The following is a 22,953-nucleotide window of genomic DNA, read 5'->3' as shown; positions in this document are numbered from 1 at the left end:
CGCTGGCGGATCAGCGGGTCAGAAAAAATCAGTGGCTGGCCACCAGCACCCCCTTGAGCAGGGCCATGGCCGGTTGATTGTCGGCAGCCACCAGCAACAACTGCTTCTGCTCGGGGGGGATCGGCAGCACCTCCAGCCAGCGCTGCGCCACCCAGTTGCCATCATCCCAGCGCGGCTCGGTATAAAGAGCGGCATAGTCGGGGTAGTCGGCAAACACCTCCTGCAGCGCCTCCACCAGCGGTTGCTGATCGGGATGAAGCCGCTGTGATGGCCACGCCGTCAGCGGCGTCACCTCGCCGATGCGCAGGCCGTCTGGCTCCTGCCACAGATCATCTATCTGCACCCGCTCCATCCCCTGCACCGTGATCCCCAGCATGCCGTCCGGCAGCTGGTCGAAGTCGATGATGGTGACCCGGGTGGCGATGGGCAACATGTTGCGCAGGGCATCGGGTTGGCGAGGGTCCACCATGCAGAGGGCAAAGCCGGACTCCCCCGCCTCGGCGATCATCCGCTGGTATCTCGGTTCGAAGATCCGCAGCGGCATGATGCCGCCGGGCAGCAGGTGGGCAGAAAGGGGAAACAGCGCCAGTCGCATCGCAAACTCCTCGGTTGGTAACCTCTGTTGATACGCCGGGCCAGAGGGAGGAGATCATTCCCGTCATCGGGAAAGGAAAAACCCTTAACAATCAGGGGAAAATAGCCTGGACAAGGCGCTTCGATATGCAGTAGAAATGGATAAGCACCATATTACGGTCAATCTTCCGGATATTGGCGCCAAAAGCAGTGAAATATCCGCCCGACAGCGAGCGGCGGGTCATCCCTATAGTTTTCTCGGGCCGATGCGGGTAAAATTCACGCCCTTATATATCAGTCATTTTTCGACGCGCAACCTTGGTGGTCAGTTATGAAAGAGCATATTCATCATCTACTTGAACAAACGGTAGCCAATCTCAAGTCAGCAGGCATCCTGCCGGCGGACCTGGAAGCCCGCGTGCAAGTAGACCGATGCAAGGAAAAAGCTCACGGCGACCTGGCTACCAACCTGGCCATGCTGCTGGCCAAACCGGCCCGCAAGAACCCGCGTGAGCTGGCCGCTGCCATCATCGAGCATCTGCCTGCCTCCGACCTGATCGCCAAGGTCGAGATCGCCGGCCCCGGCTTTATCAACTTCTTCTTCGACCAGCGCTGGCTGGCCGGTCAGGTCGAGGCCATGGTGACCTCTGCCAACGCCAACGTGAAGTTGCCGACCCCGCAGACCGTGGTGGTGGACTACTCCGCCCCCAACGTGGCCAAAGAGATGGCGGTGCACCACATCCGCTCTACCGTACTCGGTGACGTAGCCGCTCGTGCGCTGGAGTTCCTCGGCCACAAAGTAGTGCGTGCCAACCACATCGGCGACTGGGGTACCCAGTTTGGCATGCTGATCGCCTATCTGGAGAAGATGGCCAACGAGCACGCCAGCGACATGGCGCTCAAGGATCTGGAAGCCTTCTATACCCAGGCCAAGCGTTGCTACGACGAAGACGAAGCCTTCGCCGAGCGTGCCCGTAACTACGTGGTCAAGCTGCAGGGTGGCGATGAGTATTGCCGCACCATGTGGAAGAAGCTGGTCGACATGACCATGGAACAGAACCAGATCAACTACGACCGCCTGAATGTCTCCCTGACCAACAAGGACATCATGGGCGAGTCCATGTACAACGACATGCTGGCGCAAATCGTTGCCGACCTGAAAGCCAAGGGGCTGGCGGTCGAGAGCGAAGGGGCCACCGTGGTCTTCCTGGACGAGTTCAAGAACAAGGATGGCGAGGCCATGGGCGTCATCATCCAGAAGAGCGATGGCGGTTTCCTCTACACCACCACCGATATCGCCTGTGCCAAATACCGTTATGAAACTCTGGGCGCCGACCGTGTCATGTACTTCATCGACTCCCGTCAGCACCAGCACCTGATGCAGGCCTGGACCATCACCCGCAAAGCGGGCTATGTGCCGGAATCCGTACCGCTCGAGCACCACGCCTTCGGCATGATGCTGGGCAAGGATGGTCGTCCCTACAAGACCCGCTCCGGTGGCACCGTCAAGCTGGTTGATCTGCTGAACGAGGCCGAAGAGCGCGCCGCCGCCCTGCTGGAGAGCCGCAACAGCGACCTCTCCGCCGAAGAGAAGGCCAACGTGGTCAACGCCATCGCCATGGGCGCGGTGAAGTATGCGGATCTCTCCAAGAACCGTACCACCGACTACATCTTCGACTGGGACATGATGCTGTCGTTCGAAGGCAACACTGCCCCTTACCTGCAGTATGCCTACACCCGTATCCAGTCCATCTTCCGCAAGGCCAACATCGATGCCAGCACGCTGACCGGCAACGTGACCCTGAACGAGGAGGCCGAAGAGGTGCTGGCCCAGAAGCTGATCCAGTTCTCCGATGCGGTCAACGGCGTGGCAGACAAAGGCATGCCGCACCTGCTCTGTACCTACCTGTACGAGTTGTCCGGCAACTTCATGACCTTCTATGAAGCCTGCCCGATCAACAAGGATGGCGTGGACGAAGCAAGCCGTCAGAGCCGTCTGCTGCTGTGCGCCGCCACCGCCAAAGTGCTCAAGCTGGGCCTCGGTGTACTGGGTATCCATACCCTGGAGCGCATGTAATAGATGGCAACCCGGGATTATGTCGGCAGCCGCCCGCGACGTCGGGCGGGTGGCCGCAATACCAAGAAAGCGGCCCCTCGCCGCTTTCCTGTTATTCCAATCCTGCTGGTCGCAGCACTGCTGGCAGGTTTTGGCGGCTTCCTTTACATGATCAACGGCAAGGGCAACGACGCCCCCACCATTGAAGAGCAGGTAAAGGCCAACAAGCCAAAAACGCAGAATAACGGGCTGCCACAGGAGAAGTGGAGCTATATCGAGCGGCTGGAAAACAAGCAGGTCGATATCATAGAGCCGCCCACCCAGCCGGGTGTGCTGCCACCACCACCGGCAGAGACCCTGACCCTGCAGCCGAGCAAACTGCCGCAACCGGTGCCGACCGACATCCCCCAGCCGGGTACCCCGATTGGCCAACCCAAGCCTTATCTGCCCAATCCGGCGACCACCCCCTCCACCTCGGGTGCACCGGTTGCCAGCGCGCAAGAGCAGGCGATCGACCGCAAAGCCGAACGGGAGCGGATGGAGCGGGAGATCCGCGCCGAGCTGGAACGGGAGCGCGCCGCTGCCGCCAAAGCCCAGCCCGCCAGTGCCCCGGCACAACCGGCCGCGACCGACAATGGCCGCTATATGATGCAGTGCGCCGCCTTGCGCTCGCAGGATTCTGCAGAGTCGCTCAAGGCACGCATCGCCTTTGGCGCTGGTCTTTCCTCCAGCCTGCAGGTGATCAATGGCGCCAACGGCACCGTCTACAAGGTGATGGTAGGCCCCTTCAACGGCAAGGCTGCCGTCGATGCGGCCAACCGCAAGCTGCAGAGCTCCGGCATCAGCGGCTGTATTCCCAAGAAAGGGTAATCCGCTTACCGATGACGCAGGGCCGAGTGGCAACATCCGGCCCTGTTCTTTTGGGGCCGCTCACCACCCCGGCATCCCGTCACAACGTTTATCCCGATAAAAGGCAGGGTTGAAAAGCCGCTTTGCCATCCCCATCTTTCTCGCCATGCACAGTCAGGCCGTCATTCGGCTCAAGCGAGGTAAGTAAAGTGACTACCATAGTTTCAGTTCGCCGCAACGGTCAGGTCGTCATCGGTGGCGATGGCCAAGTCTCTCTTGGCAACACCGTCATGAAGGGCAACGCCCGCAAGGTTCATCGTCTCTATAACGGCAAGGTGCTGGCCGGTTTCGCTGGCGGTACCGCCGACGCCTTCACCCTGCTTGAGCGTTTCGAAGCAAAACTGCAGGCCCATCAGGGTAATCTGGAGCGCGCCGCCGTGGCGCTGGCCAAAGATTGGCGCACCGATCGCGCCCTGCGCCGCCTCGAGGCGCTGTTGGCCGTGGCCGACGAACACAAATCTTTCATCATCACCGGCAACGGTGACGTGGTGCAGCCGGAGCACGATCTTATCGCCATCGGCAGCGGCGGCAACTTCGCCCAATCCGCCGCCATCGCCCTGCTGGAAAACACCGAGCTGGATGCCAGGACCATTGTCGAGAAGTCGCTCAAGATCGCCGGTGATATCTGCGTCTTTACCAATGGCAACCACACCATTGAAGTGCTGGACTACGCGGCCAAATAACGGCGCGAGCCAACGACCACATTCTTCAAGGGGTGGGCGCTGCCCGCCCCGGATACAGGAACCCTATCATGTCCGAGATGACTCCAAGAGAAATCGTCCACGAGCTGGATCGTCACATCATTGGCCAGGCCGATGCCAAGCGTGCCGTCGCCGTTGCCCTGCGTAACCGCTGGCGCCGGATGCAACTCGATGAAGAGATGCGCCATGAAGTGACCCCGAAAAACATCCTGATGATAGGCCCGACCGGGGTCGGCAAGACCGAGATCGCCCGCCGTCTGGCCAAGCTGGCCAACGCCCCCTTCATCAAGGTCGAAGCGACCAAGTTCACCGAAGTGGGCTATGTCGGCAAGGAAGTGGACAGCATCATCCGCGATCTGACCGATGTCGCCATCAAGCTGGTGCGCGAGACCGAGATGGAGAAGATGAAATTCCGTGCCGAGGAAGCCGCCGAAGAGCGCATCCTCGACGCCCTGCTGCCCAACCCGCGCAATACCTGGGGTGAGGAGGAGAAAGCCGACAACTCCAACACTCGCCAGATCTTCCGCAAGAAACTGCGGGAAGGTCAGCTGGCTGACAAAGAGATTGAGCTGGAGCTCTCCGCCAGCCCGATGGGGGTCGAAATCATGACCCCACCGGGGATGGAAGAGATGGCCAATCAGCTGCAGGGGCTGTTCCAGAACCTCGGCCAGAGCCAGAAAAAAAAGCAGAAGATCAAGGTCAAAGAGGCCATGAAGGCGCTGATCGAAGAGGAAGCGGCCAAGCTGGTTAACCCGGAAGAGCTGAAGCAAAAAGCGATCGCCGCCGTCGAGAACAACGGCATCGTGTTCCTCGACGAGATCGACAAGGTCTGCAAGCGTGGCGAAAGTTCAGGCCCTGACGTTTCCCGTGAAGGGGTTCAGCGCGACCTGCTGCCGCTGGTCGAGGGTTGCACCGTCAACACCAAGCACGGCATGGTCAAAACCGACCACATTCTGTTTATCGCCTCCGGCGCCTTCCAGATCGCCAAGCCGTCAGATTTGATCCCCGAACTGCAGGGTCGTCTGCCGATCCGGGTCGAGCTGACCGCGCTCACCACCAATGATTTCGAGCGGATCCTGACCGAGCCGAACGCCTCCCTGACCGCCCAGAGCAAGGCGTTGATGGGCACCGAAGGGGTCAATATCGAGTTCACCAAAGAGGGCATCCGCCGACTGGCTGAAGCCGCCTGGCAGGTCAACGAGCGCACCGAAAACATCGGTGCCCGCCGCCTGCATACCGTGATGGAGCGGCTGATGGAAGACATATCTTATGATGCCTCCGAGCAATCTGGTGCGACCTTCGTCATCGACACCGACTACGTCAACGCCCACCTCGGCGCCTTGATCGAAGACGAAGACCTGAGCCGCTACATCCTGTAAGCCTGCTCAACACCCCGCTGGTCGAACGCCTCCCTGTATGGAGGCGTTTTTTTTCATCTCCCCCCATCCCACTCCCTTCTTTAACTAGCCAGACAACCTGCCAGATCCACTGCACCACTGGTCTACCTACTTAGATATAACTATTAATCTCAAGGGATTACCTCTGACGAGATATATAAATAGACACTTGATTTGCATCAATTGCCCGCCCCGACCGACTGGGTAGCCTAGCCCCAGAATGATGTTTTATTACTCCAAACTAGAGGCAATCATGAGCAAAGTCAGACTGGTCGTTGTGGGCAACGGCATGGTGGGGCACCGCTTCATCGAAGAGCTGATCGAGCGGGCCGACCCGGGCCGCTACGAGATCACCGTCTTCGGTGCAGAACCCCGTCCCGCCTACGATCGCGTCCATCTCTCCTCCTACTTCTCCCATCACACCAGTGAAGATCTCTCCCTCGTCAAACCCGGCTTCTACGACAAGCACGGCATCCGCCTGCTGCTCGGCGAAGCGGTGAAAACAATCGACAGGGCCAACCGCGAAGTGCACTCCAACAAGGGCACTGTGGTCGGTTACGACAAGCTGGTGCTGGCCACCGGCTCCTACCCCTGGGTGCCCTCCATTGCGGGCAGCCAGCACCACGAGTGCTTCGTCTATCGCACCATCGAGGATCTGAAAGCCATCCGCAACGCCGCCAAAAGCGGCAAGAACGGGGTGGTGATCGGTGGCGGCCTGCTTGGCCTCGAAGCCGCCGGTGCCCTCAAGGCATTGGGCCTCGAGACCCACGTGGTGGAGTTTGCTCCGGTGCTGATGGCCGAACAGCTCGACGGTCAAGGCGGCCAGCTGCTGCGCCGCAAGATTGAATCCATGGGCGTGCAGGTACACACCAGCAAGAGCACCAGCGAGATCCTGATGAATGGCGGTGAGCAGGCGAAACACCGCCTCGCCTTTGCCGATGGCAGCCAGCTGGAAGTGGACGTGGTGGTCTTCTCCACCGGCATCCGCCCGCAAGACACCCTGGGCCGCTACGGCGATCTCGCCATCGCCGAGCGCGGCGGCATCGTCATCGACGATCACTGCCTCACCTCCGATCCCGATATCTACGCCATCGGCGAGTGCGCCGCCTGGCAGGGCCGCTTCTTCGGGCTGGTGGCACCGGGCTACAAGATGGCCCAGATCACCGTCGACCATCTGCTCGGCGGCGACAGCCGCTTCGAAGGGGCGGACATGAGCGCCAAGCTCAAGCTGCTCGGCGTCTCCGTCGGCTCCATCGGTGATGCCCATGGCCGCACCCCGGGCAGCCACAGCTATGTGTTTCAGGATGACCAGGCTGGCGTCTACAAGAAGATCGTGGTGAGCGAAGACAACAGCCGCCTGCTCGGCGCCGTGCTGGTGGGGGATGTGGAAGATTACGGCAACCTGCTGCAGATGATGCTCAACGCCCTGCCGCTGCCGAGCCACCCGGACACCCTGATCCTGCCCGCCTACGCCGGTGCCAAACCGACGCTGGGGGTGGATGCCCTGCCGGAGAGCGCCCAGATCTGCTCCTGCTTCGACGTCTCCAAGGGCGACATCGCCAAGGCCGTGGCCGAAGGTCACACCACCCTGGCTGCCATCAAGCAGCACACCAAGGCCGGTACCGGCTGTGGCGGCTGTGTGCCGCTCATCAGCCAGGTGCTCAACGCCGAGCTGGTGAAGCAGGGCATCGAGGTCAACAACCACCTCTGCGCCCACTTCCCCCACTCCCGTCAGGAGCTGTTCCATCTGGTCAAGGTGGAGGGGATCAAGAGCTTCGACGAACTGCTGGCCAAGCACGGTCAGGGCTATGGCTGCGAAGTGTGCAAACCGACCGTCGGCTCCATCCTCGCCTCCTGCTGGAACGAGCATGTGCTGAGCCCGCGCAACACCCCGCTGCAGGACACCAACGACATCTTCCTCGGCAACATGCAGAAGGACGGCAGCTACTCCGTCATCCCGCGCATGGCCGGTGGCGAAGTGACCCCGGAAGGGCTGCTGGCGGTGGCCGAAGTGGCCCGCGACTACCAGCTCTACACCAAGATCACCGGTGCCCAGCGCATCGGCCTGTTCGGGGCCCAGAAGGATGATCTGCCGGCCATCTGGCGCAAACTGCTGGCGGCCGGTTTCGAGACCGGTCAGGCCTACGCCAAGGCGCTGCGCATGGCCAAGACCTGTGTCGGCAGCACCTGGTGCCGCTTCGGCGTGCAGGACAGCGTCGGCCTCGGGGTCTTCCTCGAAAACCGCTACAAGGGCATTCGCACCCCGCACAAGATGAAGTTCGGTGTCTCCGGCTGTACTCGCGAGTGTGCGGAAGCCCAGGGCAAGGACGTCGGCATCATCGCCACCGACGCGGGCTGGAACCTCTATGTGGGCGGCAACGGCGGCATGAAGCCGCGCCACGCCGATCTGCTGGCTTCTGACCTTGACCGCGAGACCCTCATCAAGCTGATCGACCGCTTTATGATGTTCTACGTCACCAGCGCCGACAAACTGCAGCGCACCTCGGTCTGGCTCGGCAATCTGGAAGGGGGCGTCGACTACCTGCGCGAGGTGATCGTCGACGACAAGCTGGGACTGGCCGACACGCTGGAGCGCGATATCCAGACTCTCATCGACAGCTACGAGTGCGAGTGGTCGCGCACCCTCAACGAAGAGGAAGCGCTCAAGCGATTCAGCCACTTCATCAACAGCGACAAGCGCGACCCGGACGTCCAGTTCGTCAGCGAGCGCGACCAGCACCGACCGGCCACCCCGGCCGAACGCATCCCCGTCTACCAGATCGAGGTGGAAACCAAATGATGAAACTTGCCTGCCAACTCAACGACATCCTGCCGGGAACCGGCGTCTGTGCACTCATTGAAGGTCGCCAGATCGCCCTGTTCCGCCCGAGCGCGGCCGCCGAGGTGTTCGCCATCGACAACCGGGATCCCTTCTTCGCCGCCAACGTGCTGTCGCGGGGCCTGATCTGCGAACACGACGGTGAACTCTGGGTCGCCAGCCCGCTCAAGAAGCAGCGCTTTCGCCTGAGCGATGGCCACTGTTTCGACAACCCTGCGATGTCGGTTCAAAGCTACCCCGTTGAAGTACGCGACCAGCAGGTCTGGGTCGCCGTCTAAAGCCGATTTCACTCTCTTTCGGGCTGCCAGAGGGCAGCCCTTTCAAGGACTCACAAGATGTACACGGAAACCATTAACAAGTGCGCCGCCAATGCGGCCCGCATCAACCGCTTCGAGCGCAGCGACAAGCTCGGCTTCTGGCTCAGCTCCACCATGGCGGGGGCCTATGTGGGCCTCGGCATCATCCTCATCTTCACCCTCGGCAATCTGGTTGATCCCGCCATCCGGCCGCTGGTGATGGGGGCCACCTTTGGTATCGCCCTGACCCTGGTGATCATCGCCGGCTCCGAGCTCTACACCGGCCACACCATGTTCCTCACCTTCGGGGTGAAAAGCGGCAAGATAACCATGGCCGACCTGCTGCGCATCCTGCCGCAGACCTGGGCGGGCAACCTGATTGGCTCCATCGTGGTGGCGCTCATCTACTCCTACGGTGGCAGCCTGCTGCCGGACGCGGGCAGCCTGGCCCACAAGGTGGCGCTGGCCAAGACCCAGGCTCCGGCCCTGACCCTGTTTATGAAGGGGATCCTCTGCAACTGGCTGGTCTGCCTCGCCATCTGGATGGCGCTGCGCACCGAAGGGGCCGCCCGTTTCATCGCCATCTGGTGGTGCCTGCTGGCCTTTATCGCCTCCGGCTACGAGCACTCCATCGCCAACATGACCCTGTTTGCCCTCTCCTGGTTTGGTGCCCACTCGGATGCCTACACCCTGGGGGGCATAGGCCACAACCTGCTGTGGGTGACCCTGGGCAACACCGTCTCCGGCGTCCTCTTTATGGGCCTCGGTTACTGGTATGCCACCCCGAAAGCTGAGCGCCCGGTCGCGGTAAGCGAGACCACCAGCACCGCCAACCAGACCCAAACCGCCTGATCCGGAGGCCCCATGGACTACTTGCCCATCTTTTGCCGACTCGACAACAAACCCGTGCTGCTGGTCGGCGGCGGCGAGGTAGCGGAGCGCAAGGCGCGCCTGCTGCTGGATGCCGGTGCCCGCCTCACCGTAGTGGCGCCCGAGCTCGACCCCGAGCTAGCTGAACTGGCTGCCAACGGGAGCATCGAGTGGCTGGCCGGTGAATTCGCGCCGCAGCAACTGGCGGGCAAGTGGCTGGTGGTGGCCGCCACCGATCGGCGCGAGGTGAACGCGCTGGTTTACCAGAGCGCCAATCAGGCGCGGATCTTTGCCAACGTGGTGGATGACCCGAAACGCTCCAGCTTCATCATGCCGTCGATCATCGACCGCTCGCCGCTAATGGTGGCCATCTCCTCCGGCGGTAAGGCGCCGGTGCTGGCACGGCTGCTGCGGGAGAAACTCGAAGCCCTACTGCCGCAACATCTGGGGGCCGTGGCGACCTTTGCTGGCAGCCTGCGGGATCGGGTCAAGGCCCGCTTTGTCACCATGGGCGAGCGGCGCCGCTTCTGGGAGCGGCTGCTCGGGGCCGACCGGCTCGGGCAGGCGCTGGCACGGGGGGATCACGCCTCGGCCAATCAGCTGGCCGACAGCCTGTTTGCCGACGAGAGCCACACCGGTGGCGAAGTGGTGCTGGTGGGAGCGGGCCCCGGCGATCCGGGTCTGCTCACCCTGCACGCCCTGCGCCAGATGCAGCAGGCGGACGTGGTGGTCTATGACCGGTTAGTCTCCGATGAGGTGATGGCGCTGGTGCGCCGCGACGCCAAACGCATCTTCGTCGGCAAGCAGGCGGGCAACCACTGCGTGCCGCAGGAGGGGATCAACCAGCTCTTGCTGGAGGAGGCGAAGAAGGGACAGCGGGTGGTACGGCTGAAGGGGGGCGACCCCTTTATCTTCGGCCGTGGCGGCGAGGAGCTGGAGACGCTGGTTGGTACTGGCATCGGCTTTCAGGTGGTGCCGGGGATCACCGCGGCCAGCGGCTGCGCCGCCTACGCCGGTATTCCGCTGACCCACCGCGACCACGCCCAGAGCGTGCGCTTCGTCACCGCCCACGGCAAGGGGGGCGCCCGGGATCTCGACTGGCCGCTGCTGGCCAAGGACAAGCAGACGCTGGTGTTCTATATGGGGCTCTCATCCTGCGCCACCATCCGCGAGCAGCTGCTGGCCCACGGCAAGGCAGGCAATACCCCGGTGGCGCTGATCGAGCGTGGTACCCAACCCTGTCAGCGGGTCATTCGCGGCACCCTCGATGAGCTGCCCGCGCTAGCGGTGGGGGTCGAAAGCCCCGCGCTGATCATGGTGGGCTCGGTGGTCACTTTGGCCGACCAGCTCGCCTGGTTTGGCGAGGCGCCACAGCTTCAGCGAGCCCTCGCCTGAGGGATTCTCGGCAAACGATCATGAGGCCACCAGCAGGTGGCCTCAATTTTACCTCCCTCTTCTCCTATCACGGTCATAACCTGCTGTTTTAAGTCTGGTATCCTATGGGCATTGCGCCCTTGGCCACTCTTTCAGGAATTCATCCATGTCTCTTCCCATCAAGAACAGCGCCCGGCAGCGCGCGGAAGACAGATCCCGCATCCTTAGCCTGCTACTGACTGACGACGCCCTCACCGATAGCTTGCTCGACCCGCAGGTCGAACAAGATGCCGAGCAGCGGGACCAGACCAGCGAATTGAGCGGGCTGGCCAACAACTTGCCGGCAGCCGACGTCGCCGATGCGCTGGAGTCACTGCCGCCCGATGAGCGCCATGCTCTGTGGGCACTGGTGGATGAGGCACGCCGTGGCCAGATATTGGTAGAAGCATCCGAAACCGTCTGGGACAGCCTGATCAGCGGCATGAGCGACAAGGAGCTGCTGCACGCCCTGCGCACTCTGGATATCGACGACCAGATCTATCTCGGCCAATACCTGCCGCGCAACCTGATGGGACGGCTGCTCACCTACATGGCCCCCGCAGAACGGGATCAGGTACGGGAGGTGATCCGCTACGGTAAACATACCGTTGGCGCCATGATGGACTTCGAGATCATCACCATCCGCCCCGAGGTGAGTCTGGCCACGGTGCAGCGCTATCTGCGACTGCGTCGCAAGATCCCCGCCAACACTGACAAGCTGTTCGTCATCGACCGGCGCAACCACCTGCTGGGGGAGCTACCCCTGACCACTGTGCTGCTCAACAAGCCCGCCACTCTGGTCAAGGAGGTCATGACGCAAGATCCTGTCACCTTTGATCCGGAAGACAACGACGAAGCTGCGGCCCGTACCTTCGAGCGGGATGACCTGCTCTCCGCCGCCGTGGTCGATGGCAAGGGCAAGCTGATGGGCCGTATCACGGTCGAAGAGGTGGTCGATCTGGTTTATGAAGAGAGCGATACCGACCTGCGCCGGATGGGCGGGATCAGCGAAGATGAAGATGTGTTCGCCCCGGTTGGCAAGGCGGTCAAGACCCGCTGGGCCTGGCTGGCGCTGAACCTCTGCACCGCCTTTGTTGCCTCCCGGGTGATCGGCATGTTCGAGCACACCATTTCGCAGCTGGTGGCATTGGCGGCCCTGATGCCCATCGTCGCCGGGATCGGTGGCAACACCGGCAACCAGACCATCACCATGATAGTGCGAGCGCTGGCGCTGCAACACATTCAGGCGGGTAACCTCTCTTTCCTGTTAGTGCGCGAGCTGGGGGTGGCTCTGATTAACGGTCTGGTGTGGGGTGGCATTATGGGACTCGTGACTTTCTTGCTGTATCAGGACCCTGCGCTCGGGGGTGTCATGACCCTGGCCATGGTACTCAACCTGCTGGTGGCGGCCCTGATGGGAGTCATCATCCCCATGACCATGACCCGCCTCGGCCGCGACCCGGCGGTAGGGGCCAGCGTGATGATCACCGCCATCACCGACACCGGCGGCTTCTTTATCTTTCTGGGGCTGGCGACCCTGTTCCTGCTGTAACAAGCCACCTCTCCATCATCAAAAAACAGGCCCACCGAAGTGGGCCTGCTGTTATCTGTGTGATCGGGAGTATGGCGATAAAGGGCGCTATTCCCGCTCCTTCACATAAGGGGTGCCGAGCGCCTTGGGTGCCACTGCGCGGCCGATAAAGCCCGCCAGCAGGAACACCGTCAGGATGTAAGGCAGCGCCTCGATGGCCTGTACCGGAATAGCGAAGTCACCGATAGTCACCCCCTGCAGCCGGATGGCGACGGCATCAAGGAAACCAAACAGCAGACAGGCAGCCAAGGCACTCCAGGGGCGCCACTTGCCAAACACCAGTGCCGCCAGCGCCATAAAGCCCTTACCCGCACTCATGTTGGGGATGAACTGCGCCGTCTGGGCCACCGCCAGATAGGTGCCGCCGATACCGGCCAGCAAGCCGCCGATGATCAGCGCTGTGTAGCGCATCCGCACCACCGAGATACCGGCGGTATCGACCGCTGCCGGTGCCTCGCCCACTGCCCGCAGCCGCAACCCGAAGCGGGTGCGGAACATCACCCACCAGGCCAGCGGTACGCAGGCAAATGCCACGTACTCCAGCAGGGAGTGGCCACTGAGCAGCTCGCTGTAGAGCTGGCCGATCACCGGCACATCATAGAGCTCCTTGGCATAGGGGAACTCGATGGGGGCGAACCGGGCATCACCGGACAGTGCCGGGGTCTGGCCACCCTGATCGAACCAGTAACGGCCCAGAGTAACGGTCAGACCGGCCGCCAGAATGTTGATGGCCATGCCGCTCACCACCTGATCACCACGGTGGGTGATGGTGGCAAAGCCGTGCATCAGAGCGAACAGGATGGAGACGCCCACCCCGGCCCCCAGACCCACCCAGGCAGAACCGGAGACCGCAGCCGCCGCACCACTGGCGAACGCCGCCGCCAGCAGTTTGCCTTCCAGCGCGATGTTGACCACCCCGGAGCGCTCGCAGAACATGCCAGCCATAGCGGCGAGAATGAGCGGCGGCGCGGTACGAATGGTGGCATCCAGCATCAGGATCAGAATTTCAAACATGATCAGACTCCCTTGGCTTGCGCGGCTGAACGGTTGGCAAACGCCAGATAGAGCTGCTCGATGCGCGGACGCATCATGTGCTCAAGGGCGCCACAGAACAGGATCACCAGACCCTGCAATACCACCACTATGTTGCGGTCGACCCCGAACTCGAAGCTGAGCTCGGCGCCCCCCTGATAGAGGAAACCGAACAGCAGGCTGGCGATGATGACGCCGACCGGATGGTTGCGCCCCATCAGCGCCACCGCAATACCGGTAAAGCCAAACCCTTCCACGAAGTTAAGTTTGATCTGGTGCAGCTCACCCTGCAGCACGTTGAGGGCGAAGAAGCCCGACAGCATGCCGGAGATCACCATGGCCAGGATCACCACCTTGGGATAGGAGATACCGGCATAGGCGGAGGCGCTTTGGCTGGCCCCGACCGAGCGGATCTCGTAACCCCAGCGGGTGTGCCAGATAAAGACCCACACCAGAGCCGCGCAAATCAGCGCCCAGATAAAGCTGATGTTGAGCGGGCTATTGGGCATCTCCATGCCGAAGGTGCTCGCCAGCGCACTCATCTTGGGCAGCCAGCTAGCCTCTGCAAACACCTTGCTCTCGGTCGCCATGGAGCCGGGCGGCTTGAACACCTCCACCAGCAGATAAGCCATCAGCGAGGCGGCGATGAAGTTGAACATGATGGTGGTGATCACGATGTGGCTGCCGCGTTTGGCTTGCAGCCAGGCCGGAATAAAGGCCCAGGCCGCACCGAACAGACCACCGGCAATGATGGAGAGCGGCAACAACAACGCAAACGGCAGCACATCGCCGAGGGTCAGACAGACCAGACCAACCCCGAGGCCGCCGATATAGGCCTGACCTTCACCACCGATGTTGAACAGACCGGCGTGGAAGGCGACCGCCACCGACAAACCGGTAAAGATAAAGCCGGTTGCGTAGTAGAGGGTGAAACCGACCCCTTCACCCGTGCCGAACGCGCCGTACCACATGATCTTGGCGGCATCGATCGGGTTGATGTCGAGGTAGTAGAACAAAATGGCCGACACTAGGAAGGCCAGCAGGATGTTGACCGCAGACAAGACGCCCACGGAGACCCAGGCAGGAATACGAACTTGGCTCATCAGTGGGCCTCCTTGGCTACGCCAGACAAACCAGCAACTTCGTCCGGCACTATGTTCGCCATCATCAAACCAATGGTGCGCTCATCAGCCTTGGCACCATCCAGCTCGCCGACGATGCGACCATCGGCAATCACCAGGATCCGGTCAGAGAGGCTCATGATCTCGTCCAGCTCCACCGAGACCAGCAGCACGGCCTTGCCCTTGTCGCGCATGGCGATGATCTGCTGGTGGATATACTCGATGGCACCGATGTCGACCCCGCGGGTCGGCTGGCCGATCAACAGCACATCCGGGTTCTGCTCCACTTCACGGGCGATCACCAGCTTCTGCTGGTTACCACCGGAGAAGTTGGCGGTCTTGTGATCGGGATGGGGCGGGCGCACGTCCCACTTCTCCATCTTGGCCTGGCAATCCTGCTGGATCGCCTCCTTGTTCTGCAGCCACCCCCGGTTGTATTGCGGGCGACGGTGATAACCGAGGATAAAGGCCTCTTTCGCCTCGAAGCGGTTGATCAGCCCCATCTTGTGGCGATCTTCCGGCACATGGCCAAGGCCGTAATTGCGCACCTGCTCGGGATCAGCCGGATGCTCTGCGCTCACCTTGTTGATCCCGCTCTGGCTGCTGATGGTGAAGCTACCCTTGCTCGGCTTGATGATGCCGCCAAGCAGGCTGAGCAACTCGGACTGGCCGTTGCCAGACACGCCAGCGATGCCGACCACTTCACCGGCCCGCACCTCGAAGCTGACCGATTTGACCCGCTCCACCTTGCTGGCGTCGAAGTAACTGAGCCCCTCGACCTTGAGCTTGGCTTCCCCCGGTTGGGTTGGCCCTTTATCGACCTTGAGGCGCACCTTGCGACCCACCATCAGCTCGGCAAGTTGTTCCTTGTCGGTATCCTTGGTGGCAACGTGGGCCACCATCTCGCCCCGGCGCATGATAGAAACCTGATCGGTAATGGCCAGGATCTCCCGCAGCTTGTGGGTGATGAGGATAATGGTCGCCCCCTGGTCCCGCAGTTTTTTCAGCACCTCGAACAGGTGATCCGCCTCTTGCGGGGTCAGTACCCCGGTTGGCTCGTCGAGGATCAGGATGCGGGCACCACGATAGAGCGCCTTGAGAATTTCGACCCGCTGTTGCAAGCCAACCGGCAGATCTTCGACCTTCTCGTGCAGCGGCACGTCGAGGCCATAATCCCGCGCCAGTTCGCCCAGCAATTTTTCGGCCGACGCCACGCTCTGCTGAAGGTGCCAGCCGTTCTCAGCGCCGAGGATGACGTTTTCCAAAACAGTAAAGTTGTTCACCAGCATAAAGTGCTGGTGCACCATGCCCACGCCTGCGGCAATCGCATCTTGTGAGCCATGGGGTTTGAACGGTTTCCCGTCGATCAGCATCTCGCCTTTGTCGGCATGGTAGAAACCATAAATGATGCTCATCAGGGTGGATTTACCGGCGCCATTTTCGCCGACAATGCCGTGGATACTGCCTTTGCGAACCTTAAGGTCGATCAGCTTGTTGGCGTACACTTCGCCGAACCGCTTATCGATACCTCTTAATTCGATGGCATAGCGATCTGTCTGGTCCATGATGCAGCCCTGCGTTTCATGAAAGAAGACTAAAAACCGGCCCGTGCGGGCCGGTCGTGCGTTGAGAGTCGTAGCAACTATCTAATTAGTATTTGCAGGTGTTATCGCTCATGTAGTCATGAACTTTGATCTTGCCTGAAATGATGTCGGCCTTGATGGCATCCACCTTGGCTTTCATTTCCGGGGTGATCAGCTTCTCGTTGTACTGATCCAGTGCCCAATCCACACCGCCCTCAGCCAGACCCAGGTTCTGGATACCCGGCTTCCACTGGCCTTTGGCAGCGTCATCCCAGGTTTTGTATGCGGCCAGACCGACCGACTTGACCATGGAGGTCAGCATGGTGCCCGGTTGCAGGTGGTTCTGGTTGGAGTCTACGCCGATGGCCAGTTTGCCTTCGTCTTTGGCAGCCTGGTAAACACCGATGCCGGTACCGCCAGCAGAGGCATAGACCACATCAACACCCTTGGCGAACTGGGACTTGGCCAGCTCGGCACCCTTGGCCGGGTCAGCAAACGCCGCCGGGGTAGAACCGGTCATGTTTTGCAGCACGTCGATCTTCGGATTGACGTATTTGGCACCCTGCTCGTAACCGCACTGGAATTTGCGGATCAACGGGATATCCATACCGCCCACGAAGCCAACCTTGCCACTCTTGGAGGCGATGGCAGCCAGCGCACCCACCAGGAAGGAACCTTCATGCTCCTTGAAGATCAGTGACTGCACGTTCGGCTTGTCGACCACCATGTCGATGATGGCGAACTGGATGTTCGGGAACTCGCCAGCCACTTTCTCTACCGCAGAACCCATGTTGAAACCGACCGCCACGATCGGCGTGTTGCCACGGCTGGCCAGACGACGCAGACCCTGCTCGCGCTGGGCTTCGTTCTGGGGTTCAAACTCTTTGATCTTGACCCCTTTGTCCTTGTTGAAGAGCTCGACGCCGTTACGGAACACGGCTTCGTTGAATGACTTGTCATACTTGCCCGCGGTGTCATAAATCACGGCTGGCTCGGCAGCAGCCTGAACAGAGAGGGCAGTCAGAGTGAGGGCGGCCACAGTGGCCAGCTTGAGCACTTTAGTCACGATCGTATCCTTGATTGTTATTAAGTGAGGGAACTTGCTTGCCTGTTAAAACAGGCTATCTAGCACGCAGGGTTACTCTAAGTCAGCCCCGATGCGGGTCAAGCAAATGATAAGGGAAAAACGTTTGCGTTAACGGTTTGAATTATAAGCAAATAACCTTATAATGAGTTGTTTTTTAGCTACTTTTCAGTTTTTTATGCTGACAATTAAAAGACCCAAACGACATTTTGCTTATTGTTCAGCAAGTTACTGTAAACCGTTTTCCCCACTTATTCACCTCTCCCCCCGATCAGCCCGTGATCAGGCTCGCAAAATCCCCATAAACAGCGCGAGCAAGGGTTGGAAACAACCAAAGCTCACAGACCCTTTCTCCAATACTCTCCAGTCAACATTTCCTAACCAACAATGAGCCCCTGGCTCCACTTTGTTGAGCAAGCTCACAATTCCTTTGAACTCGAGATCCAGATCAAGTTGAAAACCACATGAACCCCTGTATGATTCCCGCCGCATAGATCTCAAATGAAACTAACAAAGATATCAATTGGGCTCCTTTTGCATCACTTCATGCCACCCATTCTGACTTCCTCAGCCAGGTGCCGGTGACATATGCATCGTTGTTTCAGGACAATAAAAATGAAAAAAAATATTCTGGCTTTATCGGTTGTGACGGCGTTATCCAGCCTGGCGCTGGCAGGTTGTGGCGGTGGTGGCGATGGCTCCAGCACTGACAATGGCAATAACGGTGGCAATGGTGGAAACGCCACCAAACCTGCATTGACCGCCACGTTTATTGATAGTGCAGTAGCAGGCCTTAATTACACCTGTGGCAGTTACACAGCCATCACCAATAAAGATGGTGAATTCCGCTTCAACGATGGTGACAAGTGCGAGTTCAAACTGGGTAATATCACACTGGGCGACGCGCTGATCAAAAAAGGCCAGAGCATTGTTACTCCATACACCATTGTCGCAAATGGCGACAAAAATCGTGCGATCCGTATTGCAGCCTTGTTGCAAACCATGCACACAGATGGTGATATCCGCAATGGCATTATCCTGAACCCGGAAGATACCAAAAAGCTCGGCAACCTGAACTTTGATAAAGACACTGCTTTTGAAACCAGTCTGAAAGAGGCGCTGAAACAGGCGCAGCTGGACCAGAAACAAAAGTTTGTTGATATCAACAACGCCAAGCAGCACCTGCATGAATCACTGGCAAAAGTGAATGGTCAATCCGTTGCGGTAGACAAGGTTCTGCGTAGCCTCGTCGAGGAAAGCCAGGATTGGCAAAAAACCGACTTTGAAAACAAACTGCGTGAATACAAGGATATCTTGAACGCAGAAACCGGCGATCAGGGCAAAGCCGATCGCGAGGTGGTCAAAGCTGTCATTACCTTGATGGAAATCACCAATGATCCCATCGTCAGCAACCGCTTTGATATCCAGCCATCTTCGGCTCTTGGTCAGGGATACCAGACATCACTGGCTAAAGTACTAGATATTATCGTCAATCCCATCACTATGATGAACTTTAATATCAAAGAGCAGCCTGACAGCACTGCCGATATCGCCAAGCTAATGGGAAAATATGCGGCAGAACTGGAAGTGCTCAGCAATACTTTGGCGGATATTTTCAAACCCGACTATATCGCAACATATGGTGATGATGACAAGCTGACCCTGAATTTTGCTCAGGTGCAGGAGTTACGCGCAACAGCTCTGGCAATGTCATCGGCAATGAATGTGATCTCTGCATATCAATATGGTTCTGCCAGCCAAATCAAAGTTGCCCAAGAAAAAATCACCTTTGACAAGTTCAGCACAACATTTAGCTCAGCTACAGGTAACACTCGTAAAATTACTTTAGGTACTGAGACCGTTGATGCAGAATACCTGAACGCCAATATTCGCCCGGCCGAACTACTTAAAGACAACAATTTCTTCAAATTCAATCAAAACTATGGTGCACTGCTAGCAAAAGCCAAGAAGCAGTTGCAACAAGCAATCCAGCTGACACTTGCTACCTCACTGCCGGAATCAGATTCTGATTTGAACCGGGATATGCTGAAGGACCTGCAAAAACACCTCGCAGGCGAAAAGAGCACAGTGGAACTCAACGACTATGTGTTGATCGATGATGAAGGTGAGTGGCTGGGCCAACATGTCGAGACGAAATACACTGTCGACCTGAACAGCTACTTCTCGTCCGGTATCGACCGCGATGCAGTAGACATTGGCGTAACTGAATATTGCAAATACAGAGGGGAGACGATTGGCGAATATGACGTTAATCTATCCAAAGCACTAGACACCGCAATGTGTCACCTGAGTGAGTCAGAGGTTAAATCTATCTATCAACAAATAGATGCCTATCACTCGAACTACCCATTTTATAGTCTTGGGGATCCAGATACTGGTGAAACGTATTGGACACAAAATTATGCCCAAGGTATCCCAATGCGCTGGTTTGCAGATATCCGAGCAAAACAGGGTGGGAATTTCGGCAAGGTATTCGTCTCTTGTCAAGCTCGTCTACCTGCAGCAGGCCAAGAGTGGCAAGAGAAACCATGTGATTGGCTGCTCTCCAATAGCCTGTCTGAAGAATGATAAAAGTCGTTCTATTGATAGGTCTGTTCACCCCGATGGCTCACGCCATCGGGGTTATTTCGCAATATTCAGATTTGCAGCAGACATATTATGATACTGACGGAAAATTCAAATACCGCATTGCTGTCGACAAATATCAAGAAGACTTTTCTACGATAAAATCCGCAAATTGGTTAAGTTTGATGTCTATTAGCCGTTTGCAGAGCCAGAGCGTCTCTCTTGGCCAAGGAACATTTGAAACCTTATCAACCAATATTAGATTCACACATGGCACCTATAGTCGCGGTGACATAGTGTTATTCAATGCCTATGGTTGTAACCCGTCGAACTGTTTCTCCAGCCAGGAAGTCCGCATTCGCCCAAGCGATCTTCAATTACAGGCCGGACGAACCATGCTGTTTGATACCAATGGCCACGCGTTTGCACACAAACGCAGCTATCAACTCTCTCTCCGCTAACGCAACAGGTTAGCCATTCCATTCACATGGCCGTATAATCCCCGCCTGTATAAATAAACAGGAGTGGTGATGGACGTTTCAACCCTGCTCGACGGGCTCAACGACAAACAAAGAGATGCCGTTGCGGCCCCTCGTAGCAATCTGCTGGTGCTGGCCGGTGCCGGTTCGGGCAAGACCCGGGTGCTGGTGCACCGCATTGCCTGGCTGATGCAGGTGGAACGCTGTTCACCCTTCTCCATCATCGCGGTCACCTTTACCAACAAGGCGGCCGCCGAGATGCGCGGTCGGGTCGAGAAAGTGATTGGCGACGGCGTGCGCGGCATGTGGATTGGCACCTTCCACGGCATCGCCCACCGTTTGCTGCGGGCCCACCATCTGGATGCGGGACTGCCGCAGGATTTCCAGATCCTCGACTCCGACGACCAGTACCGGCTGATCCGCCGCGTCATCAAGGCGCTCAACCTCGATGAAAAGCACTGGGCCCCGCGCGCCGTGATGAGCTACATCAACGGCAAGAAGGACGAGGGGTTGCGCCCCGGCGACATCGATCTTTACGGCGACCCCGTCACCCGCACCTATCAAAAGATTTACCAGACCTATCAGGAGACCTGCGATCGCTCCGGTCTGGTGGATTTCGCCGAGCTGCTGCTGCGCGCCCACGAGCTGTGGCTCAACCGGCCGCACATCCTCGAGCACTACCGCGACCGCTTCCAGAACATCCTGGTGGACGAGTTTCAGGATACCAACGGCATCCAGTACGCCTGGCTGCGGATGCTGGCGGGCAACAGCGGCAAGGTGATGATCGTCGGTGACGATGACCAGTCCATCTACGGCTGGCGCGGTGCCAAGATCGAGAACATCCAGCGCTTCCTGACCGACTATCAGGGGGCCGAGACCATCCGCCTCGAGCAGAACTACCGCTCCACCGCCAATATCCTCAAAGCCGCCAACAGCGTCATCGCCAACAACTCGGACCGGCTTGGCAAGGAGCTGTGGACCGAGGGGGCCGAGGGCGACCCGATTTCCCTCTACGCCGCCTTTAACGAGGTGGACGAAGCGCGCTTCGCGGTCGGCCGCCTCAAGGATTGGAAGGAAAAGGGCGGCCTGCTCGCCGACTGCGCCATCCTCTATCGCTCCAACGCCCAGTCACGGGTGCTGGAAGAGGCGCTGATGCAGGACGCCATGCCCTACCGCATCTACGGCGGCCTGCGCTTCTTCGAACGGCAAGAGATTAAAGACGCCATGGCCTACCTGCGGTTGATCAACAACCGTGGCGACGACGCCAGCTTCGAGCGGGTGGTCAACACCCCGACCCGTGGCATCGGCGATCGCACCCTCGAGATCCTGCGCGGCAACGCCCGGGATCAGGGGCTCAACCTGTGGCAATCGGCCAAGGGGCTGCTCAACGACAAGGTACTGACCGGTCGCGCCGGTAATGCGGTGCGCGGCTTTGTCGATCTTATTGATGCGCTGGAAGAGCTGGTCGGCATGCTGCCGCTGCACCAGCAGGCGGATATCGCCATCCAGAACTCCGGCCTCAAGGCGATGTATCTGGCGGAAAAAGGCGAGAAATCCCAGGCGCGGGTAGAGAACCTGGACGAACTGGTCACCGCCTGCCGTCAATACAAGCGCCCGGACGAGCTGGAGGATATGAGCGATCTCTCCGCCTTCCTCGCCCATGCGGCGCTGGAATCCGGCGAGAGTCAGGCGGACGAATATGCCGACGCGGTGCAGCTGATGACCTTGCACAGCGCCAAGGGGCTGGAGTTCCCGCTGGTGCTGCTGGTCGGCGTCGAGGAAGGGATGTTCCCCAGCCCGCAATCCACCGAGGAGTCGGGCCGCCTGGAAGAGGAGCGCCGTCTCTGTTACGTCGGCATGACCCGCGCCATGGAGAAGCTCTACATCTGTTATGCCGAGAGCCGCCGCATCTATGGCCGCGAAATGCAGCACAGCGTGAGCCGCTTTATCCGCGAGATCCCCGCCGAGTGTCTGGAAGAGATCCGGCTGCGCACCCAGGTCAGCCGCCCCACCCAGTACGGCCGCTTTAGCCAGAACGAGGTGCAGCAGAGCTTTGACGCCAGCGGCATCAAGCTCGGCCAGCGGGTGCTCCATCCGAAATTCGGCGAAGGCATAGTGCTGAACTTCGAAGGGGTCGGCCAGCAGAGCCGGGTGCAGATCCAGTTCGACGAGGTCGGCGCCAAGTGGCTGGTGACGGCCTATGCCAGATTGGAAGCGCTCTGATTTTTTCCCGCCTTTTGAAATCACCAACCCGGCTTAGGCCGGGTTAGTTCAAGTCTATATCTACAGATGTGCAATAGGGCACAATTCAACGGTATGTTCGAAGTGGTTGCTCGAATGCTAAGTTGCGCGATCGACGTCAGAATGATATTTCAGATAAATGAACCGCTCGGGAACGCACCTAGAGACGACTAATCCTCTCC

General features: G+C 59.2%; 18 protein-coding genes. 13 read left to right on the top strand and 5 right to left on the bottom strand.

The features are described from left to right. Positions 1–28 precede the first annotated feature (28 nt). Positions 29–595 (bottom strand): LON peptidase substrate-binding domain-containing protein, encoded by a 567-nt coding sequence (locus tag BN4575_RS10470; protein WP_068978145.1) that lies wholly within the window; start codon positions 593–595, stop codon positions 29–31. A gap of 136 nt (positions 596–731) precedes the next feature. Between BN4575_RS10470 and BN4575_RS22295 the strand changes: the two genes are divergently transcribed. The 10 genes from BN4575_RS22295 to mgtE all read left to right on the top strand — a co-directional run bounded on the left by BN4575_RS22295 (position 732) and on the right by mgtE (position 12,606). Further along, a complete protein-coding gene (locus BN4575_RS22295; protein WP_157830680.1) occupies positions 732–908 on the top strand; it encodes a hypothetical protein in 177 nt (58 codons plus the stop codon). Continuing rightward, the gene (gene argS / locus BN4575_RS10465; RefSeq protein WP_068978144.1) at positions 905–2,650 is read left to right on the top strand and encodes an arginine--tRNA ligase; all 1,746 of its coding nucleotides are present in this window, start codon (positions 905–907) and stop codon (positions 2,648–2,650) included. Before BN4575_RS22295 ends, argS begins: the two co-directional genes overlap by 4 nt. A gap of 3 nt (positions 2,651–2,653) precedes the next feature. Then, on the top strand, positions 2,654–3,499 hold the full coding sequence (locus tag BN4575_RS10460; RefSeq protein ID WP_068978143.1) for an SPOR domain-containing protein: 846 nt from the start codon (positions 2,654–2,656) through the stop codon (positions 3,497–3,499). A 188-nt stretch (positions 3,500–3,687) separates the two neighbouring features. After that, positions 3,688–4,221, top strand: coding sequence for an ATP-dependent protease subunit HslV (hslV, locus tag BN4575_RS10455; protein WP_005342555.1), 534 nt, complete (start codon positions 3,688–3,690; stop codon positions 4,219–4,221). Positions 4,222–4,289: 68 nt separating this feature from the next. Continuing rightward, on the top strand, positions 4,290–5,618 hold the full coding sequence (hslU, locus tag BN4575_RS10450) for an HslU--HslV peptidase ATPase subunit (RefSeq protein WP_042018389.1): 1,329 nt from the start codon (positions 4,290–4,292) through the stop codon (positions 5,616–5,618). A 271-nt stretch (positions 5,619–5,889) separates the two neighbouring features. Beyond that, complete coding sequence (nirB, locus tag BN4575_RS10445) at positions 5,890–8,436, top strand: nitrite reductase large subunit NirB (protein WP_068978142.1); 2,547 nt, start codon at positions 5,890–5,892, stop codon at positions 8,434–8,436. Further along, positions 8,436–8,753 (top strand): nitrite reductase small subunit NirD, encoded by a 318-nt coding sequence (gene nirD, locus BN4575_RS10440; RefSeq protein ID WP_041202829.1) that lies wholly within the window; start codon positions 8,436–8,438, stop codon positions 8,751–8,753. The genes nirB and nirD overlap by 1 nt, the downstream gene beginning before the upstream one ends. A gap of 57 nt (positions 8,754–8,810) precedes the next feature. Next, complete coding sequence (nirC, locus tag BN4575_RS10435; protein WP_068978141.1) at positions 8,811–9,623, top strand: nitrite transporter NirC; 813 nt, start codon at positions 8,811–8,813, stop codon at positions 9,621–9,623. A 12-nt stretch (positions 9,624–9,635) separates the two neighbouring features. Continuing rightward, entirely contained in the window at positions 9,636–11,036 is a 1,401-nt protein-coding gene (cysG, locus tag BN4575_RS10430; RefSeq protein ID WP_068978140.1) for a siroheme synthase CysG, read from the top strand. A 145-nt stretch (positions 11,037–11,181) separates the two neighbouring features. Continuing rightward, positions 11,182–12,606, top strand: a complete 1,425-nt coding sequence (gene mgtE / locus BN4575_RS10425) for a magnesium transporter (protein ID WP_042018400.1) — start codon at positions 11,182–11,184, stop codon at positions 12,604–12,606. 87 nt (positions 12,607–12,693) lie between these two features. Here the strand turns inward: mgtE and BN4575_RS10420 are convergent, their stop codons facing one another. The 4 genes from BN4575_RS10420 to BN4575_RS10405 form a co-directional block, all read right to left on the bottom strand. Further along, entirely contained in the window at positions 12,694–13,659 is a 966-nt protein-coding gene (locus tag BN4575_RS10420) for an ABC transporter permease (RefSeq protein ID WP_042018403.1), read from the bottom strand. Positions 13,660–13,661: 2 nt separating this feature from the next. Continuing rightward, positions 13,662–14,780 carry an ABC transporter permease gene (locus tag BN4575_RS10415; RefSeq protein WP_068978139.1) on the bottom strand — a complete coding sequence of 373 codons (1,119 nt, stop codon included), beginning with the start codon at positions 14,778–14,780 and terminating at the stop codon, positions 13,662–13,664. Continuing rightward, the gene (locus tag BN4575_RS10410; protein ID WP_068978138.1) at positions 14,780–16,363 is read right to left on the bottom strand and encodes an ABC transporter ATP-binding protein; all 1,584 of its coding nucleotides are present in this window, start codon (positions 16,361–16,363) and stop codon (positions 14,780–14,782) included. Before BN4575_RS10410 ends, BN4575_RS10415 begins: the two co-directional genes overlap by 1 nt. Positions 16,364–16,448: 85 nt before the next feature. Further along, positions 16,449–17,447, bottom strand: a complete 999-nt coding sequence (locus BN4575_RS10405) for a BMP family lipoprotein (RefSeq protein WP_042018409.1) — start codon at positions 17,445–17,447, stop codon at positions 16,449–16,451. Between the two features lie 633 nt (positions 17,448–18,080). On the opposite strand from BN4575_RS10405, the gene BN4575_RS10400 reads away from it, so the two are divergent. The 3 genes from BN4575_RS10400 to uvrD all read left to right on the top strand — a co-directional run bounded on the left by BN4575_RS10400 (position 18,081) and on the right by uvrD (position 22,753). Then, entirely contained in the window at positions 18,081–20,054 is a 1,974-nt protein-coding gene (locus BN4575_RS10400) for a hypothetical protein (RefSeq protein WP_068978137.1), read from the top strand. Beyond that, a complete protein-coding gene (locus tag BN4575_RS10395) occupies positions 20,051–20,512 on the top strand; it encodes a hypothetical protein (protein WP_068978136.1) in 462 nt (153 codons plus the stop codon). The genes BN4575_RS10400 and BN4575_RS10395 overlap by 4 nt, the downstream gene beginning before the upstream one ends. 69 nt (positions 20,513–20,581) lie before the next feature. Then, entirely contained in the window at positions 20,582–22,753 is a 2,172-nt protein-coding gene (uvrD, locus tag BN4575_RS10390) for a DNA helicase II (protein WP_068978135.1), read from the top strand. Positions 22,754–22,953 lie beyond the last annotated feature (200 nt).

The organism is Aeromonas sp. EERV15 (assembly GCF_900079845.1).
Taxonomy (GTDB): Bacteria; Pseudomonadota; Gammaproteobacteria; order Enterobacterales; family Aeromonadaceae; genus Aeromonas; species Aeromonas sobria.
The sequence above is the reverse complement of the archived record's forward strand: the minus strand, read 5'-3'. Positions and strand labels throughout refer to the sequence as shown.

Excerpts from the sequence above, each read along its gene's own strand:
- BN4575_RS10470 (WP_068978145.1), bottom strand. The coding sequence starts at position 595 with ATGCGACTGGCGCTGTTTCCCCTTTCTGCCCACCTGCTGCCCGGCGGC.
- BN4575_RS22295 (WP_157830680.1), top strand. The coding sequence starts at position 732 with ATGGATAAGCACCATATTACGGTCAATCTTCCGGATATTGGCGCCAAA.
- argS (WP_068978144.1), top strand. The coding sequence starts at position 905 with ATGAAAGAGCATATTCATCATCTACTTGAACAAACGGTAGCCAATCTC.
- BN4575_RS10460 (WP_068978143.1), top strand. The coding sequence starts at position 2,654 with ATGGCAACCCGGGATTATGTCGGCAGCCGCCCGCGACGTCGGGCGGGT.
- hslU (WP_042018389.1), top strand. The coding sequence starts at position 4,290 with ATGTCCGAGATGACTCCAAGAGAAATCGTCCACGAGCTGGATCGTCAC.
- nirB (WP_068978142.1), top strand. The coding sequence starts at position 5,890 with ATGAGCAAAGTCAGACTGGTCGTTGTGGGCAACGGCATGGTGGGGCAC.
- nirD (WP_041202829.1), top strand. The coding sequence starts at position 8,436 with ATGAAACTTGCCTGCCAACTCAACGACATCCTGCCGGGAACCGGCGTC.
- nirC (WP_068978141.1), top strand. The coding sequence starts at position 8,811 with ATGTACACGGAAACCATTAACAAGTGCGCCGCCAATGCGGCCCGCATC.
- cysG (WP_068978140.1), top strand. The coding sequence starts at position 9,636 with ATGGACTACTTGCCCATCTTTTGCCGACTCGACAACAAACCCGTGCTG.
- mgtE (WP_042018400.1), top strand. The coding sequence starts at position 11,182 with ATGTCTCTTCCCATCAAGAACAGCGCCCGGCAGCGCGCGGAAGACAGA.
- BN4575_RS10420 (WP_042018403.1), bottom strand. The coding sequence starts at position 13,659 with ATGTTTGAAATTCTGATCCTGATGCTGGATGCCACCATTCGTACCGCG.
- BN4575_RS10415 (WP_068978139.1), bottom strand. The coding sequence starts at position 14,780 with ATGAGCCAAGTTCGTATTCCTGCCTGGGTCTCCGTGGGCGTCTTGTCT.
- BN4575_RS10410 (WP_068978138.1), bottom strand. The coding sequence starts at position 16,363 with ATGGACCAGACAGATCGCTATGCCATCGAATTAAGAGGTATCGATAAG.
- BN4575_RS10400 (WP_068978137.1), top strand. The coding sequence starts at position 18,081 with ATGAAAAAAAATATTCTGGCTTTATCGGTTGTGACGGCGTTATCCAGC.
- BN4575_RS10395 (WP_068978136.1), top strand. The coding sequence starts at position 20,051 with ATGATAAAAGTCGTTCTATTGATAGGTCTGTTCACCCCGATGGCTCAC.
- uvrD (WP_068978135.1), top strand. The coding sequence starts at position 20,582 with ATGGACGTTTCAACCCTGCTCGACGGGCTCAACGACAAACAAAGAGAT.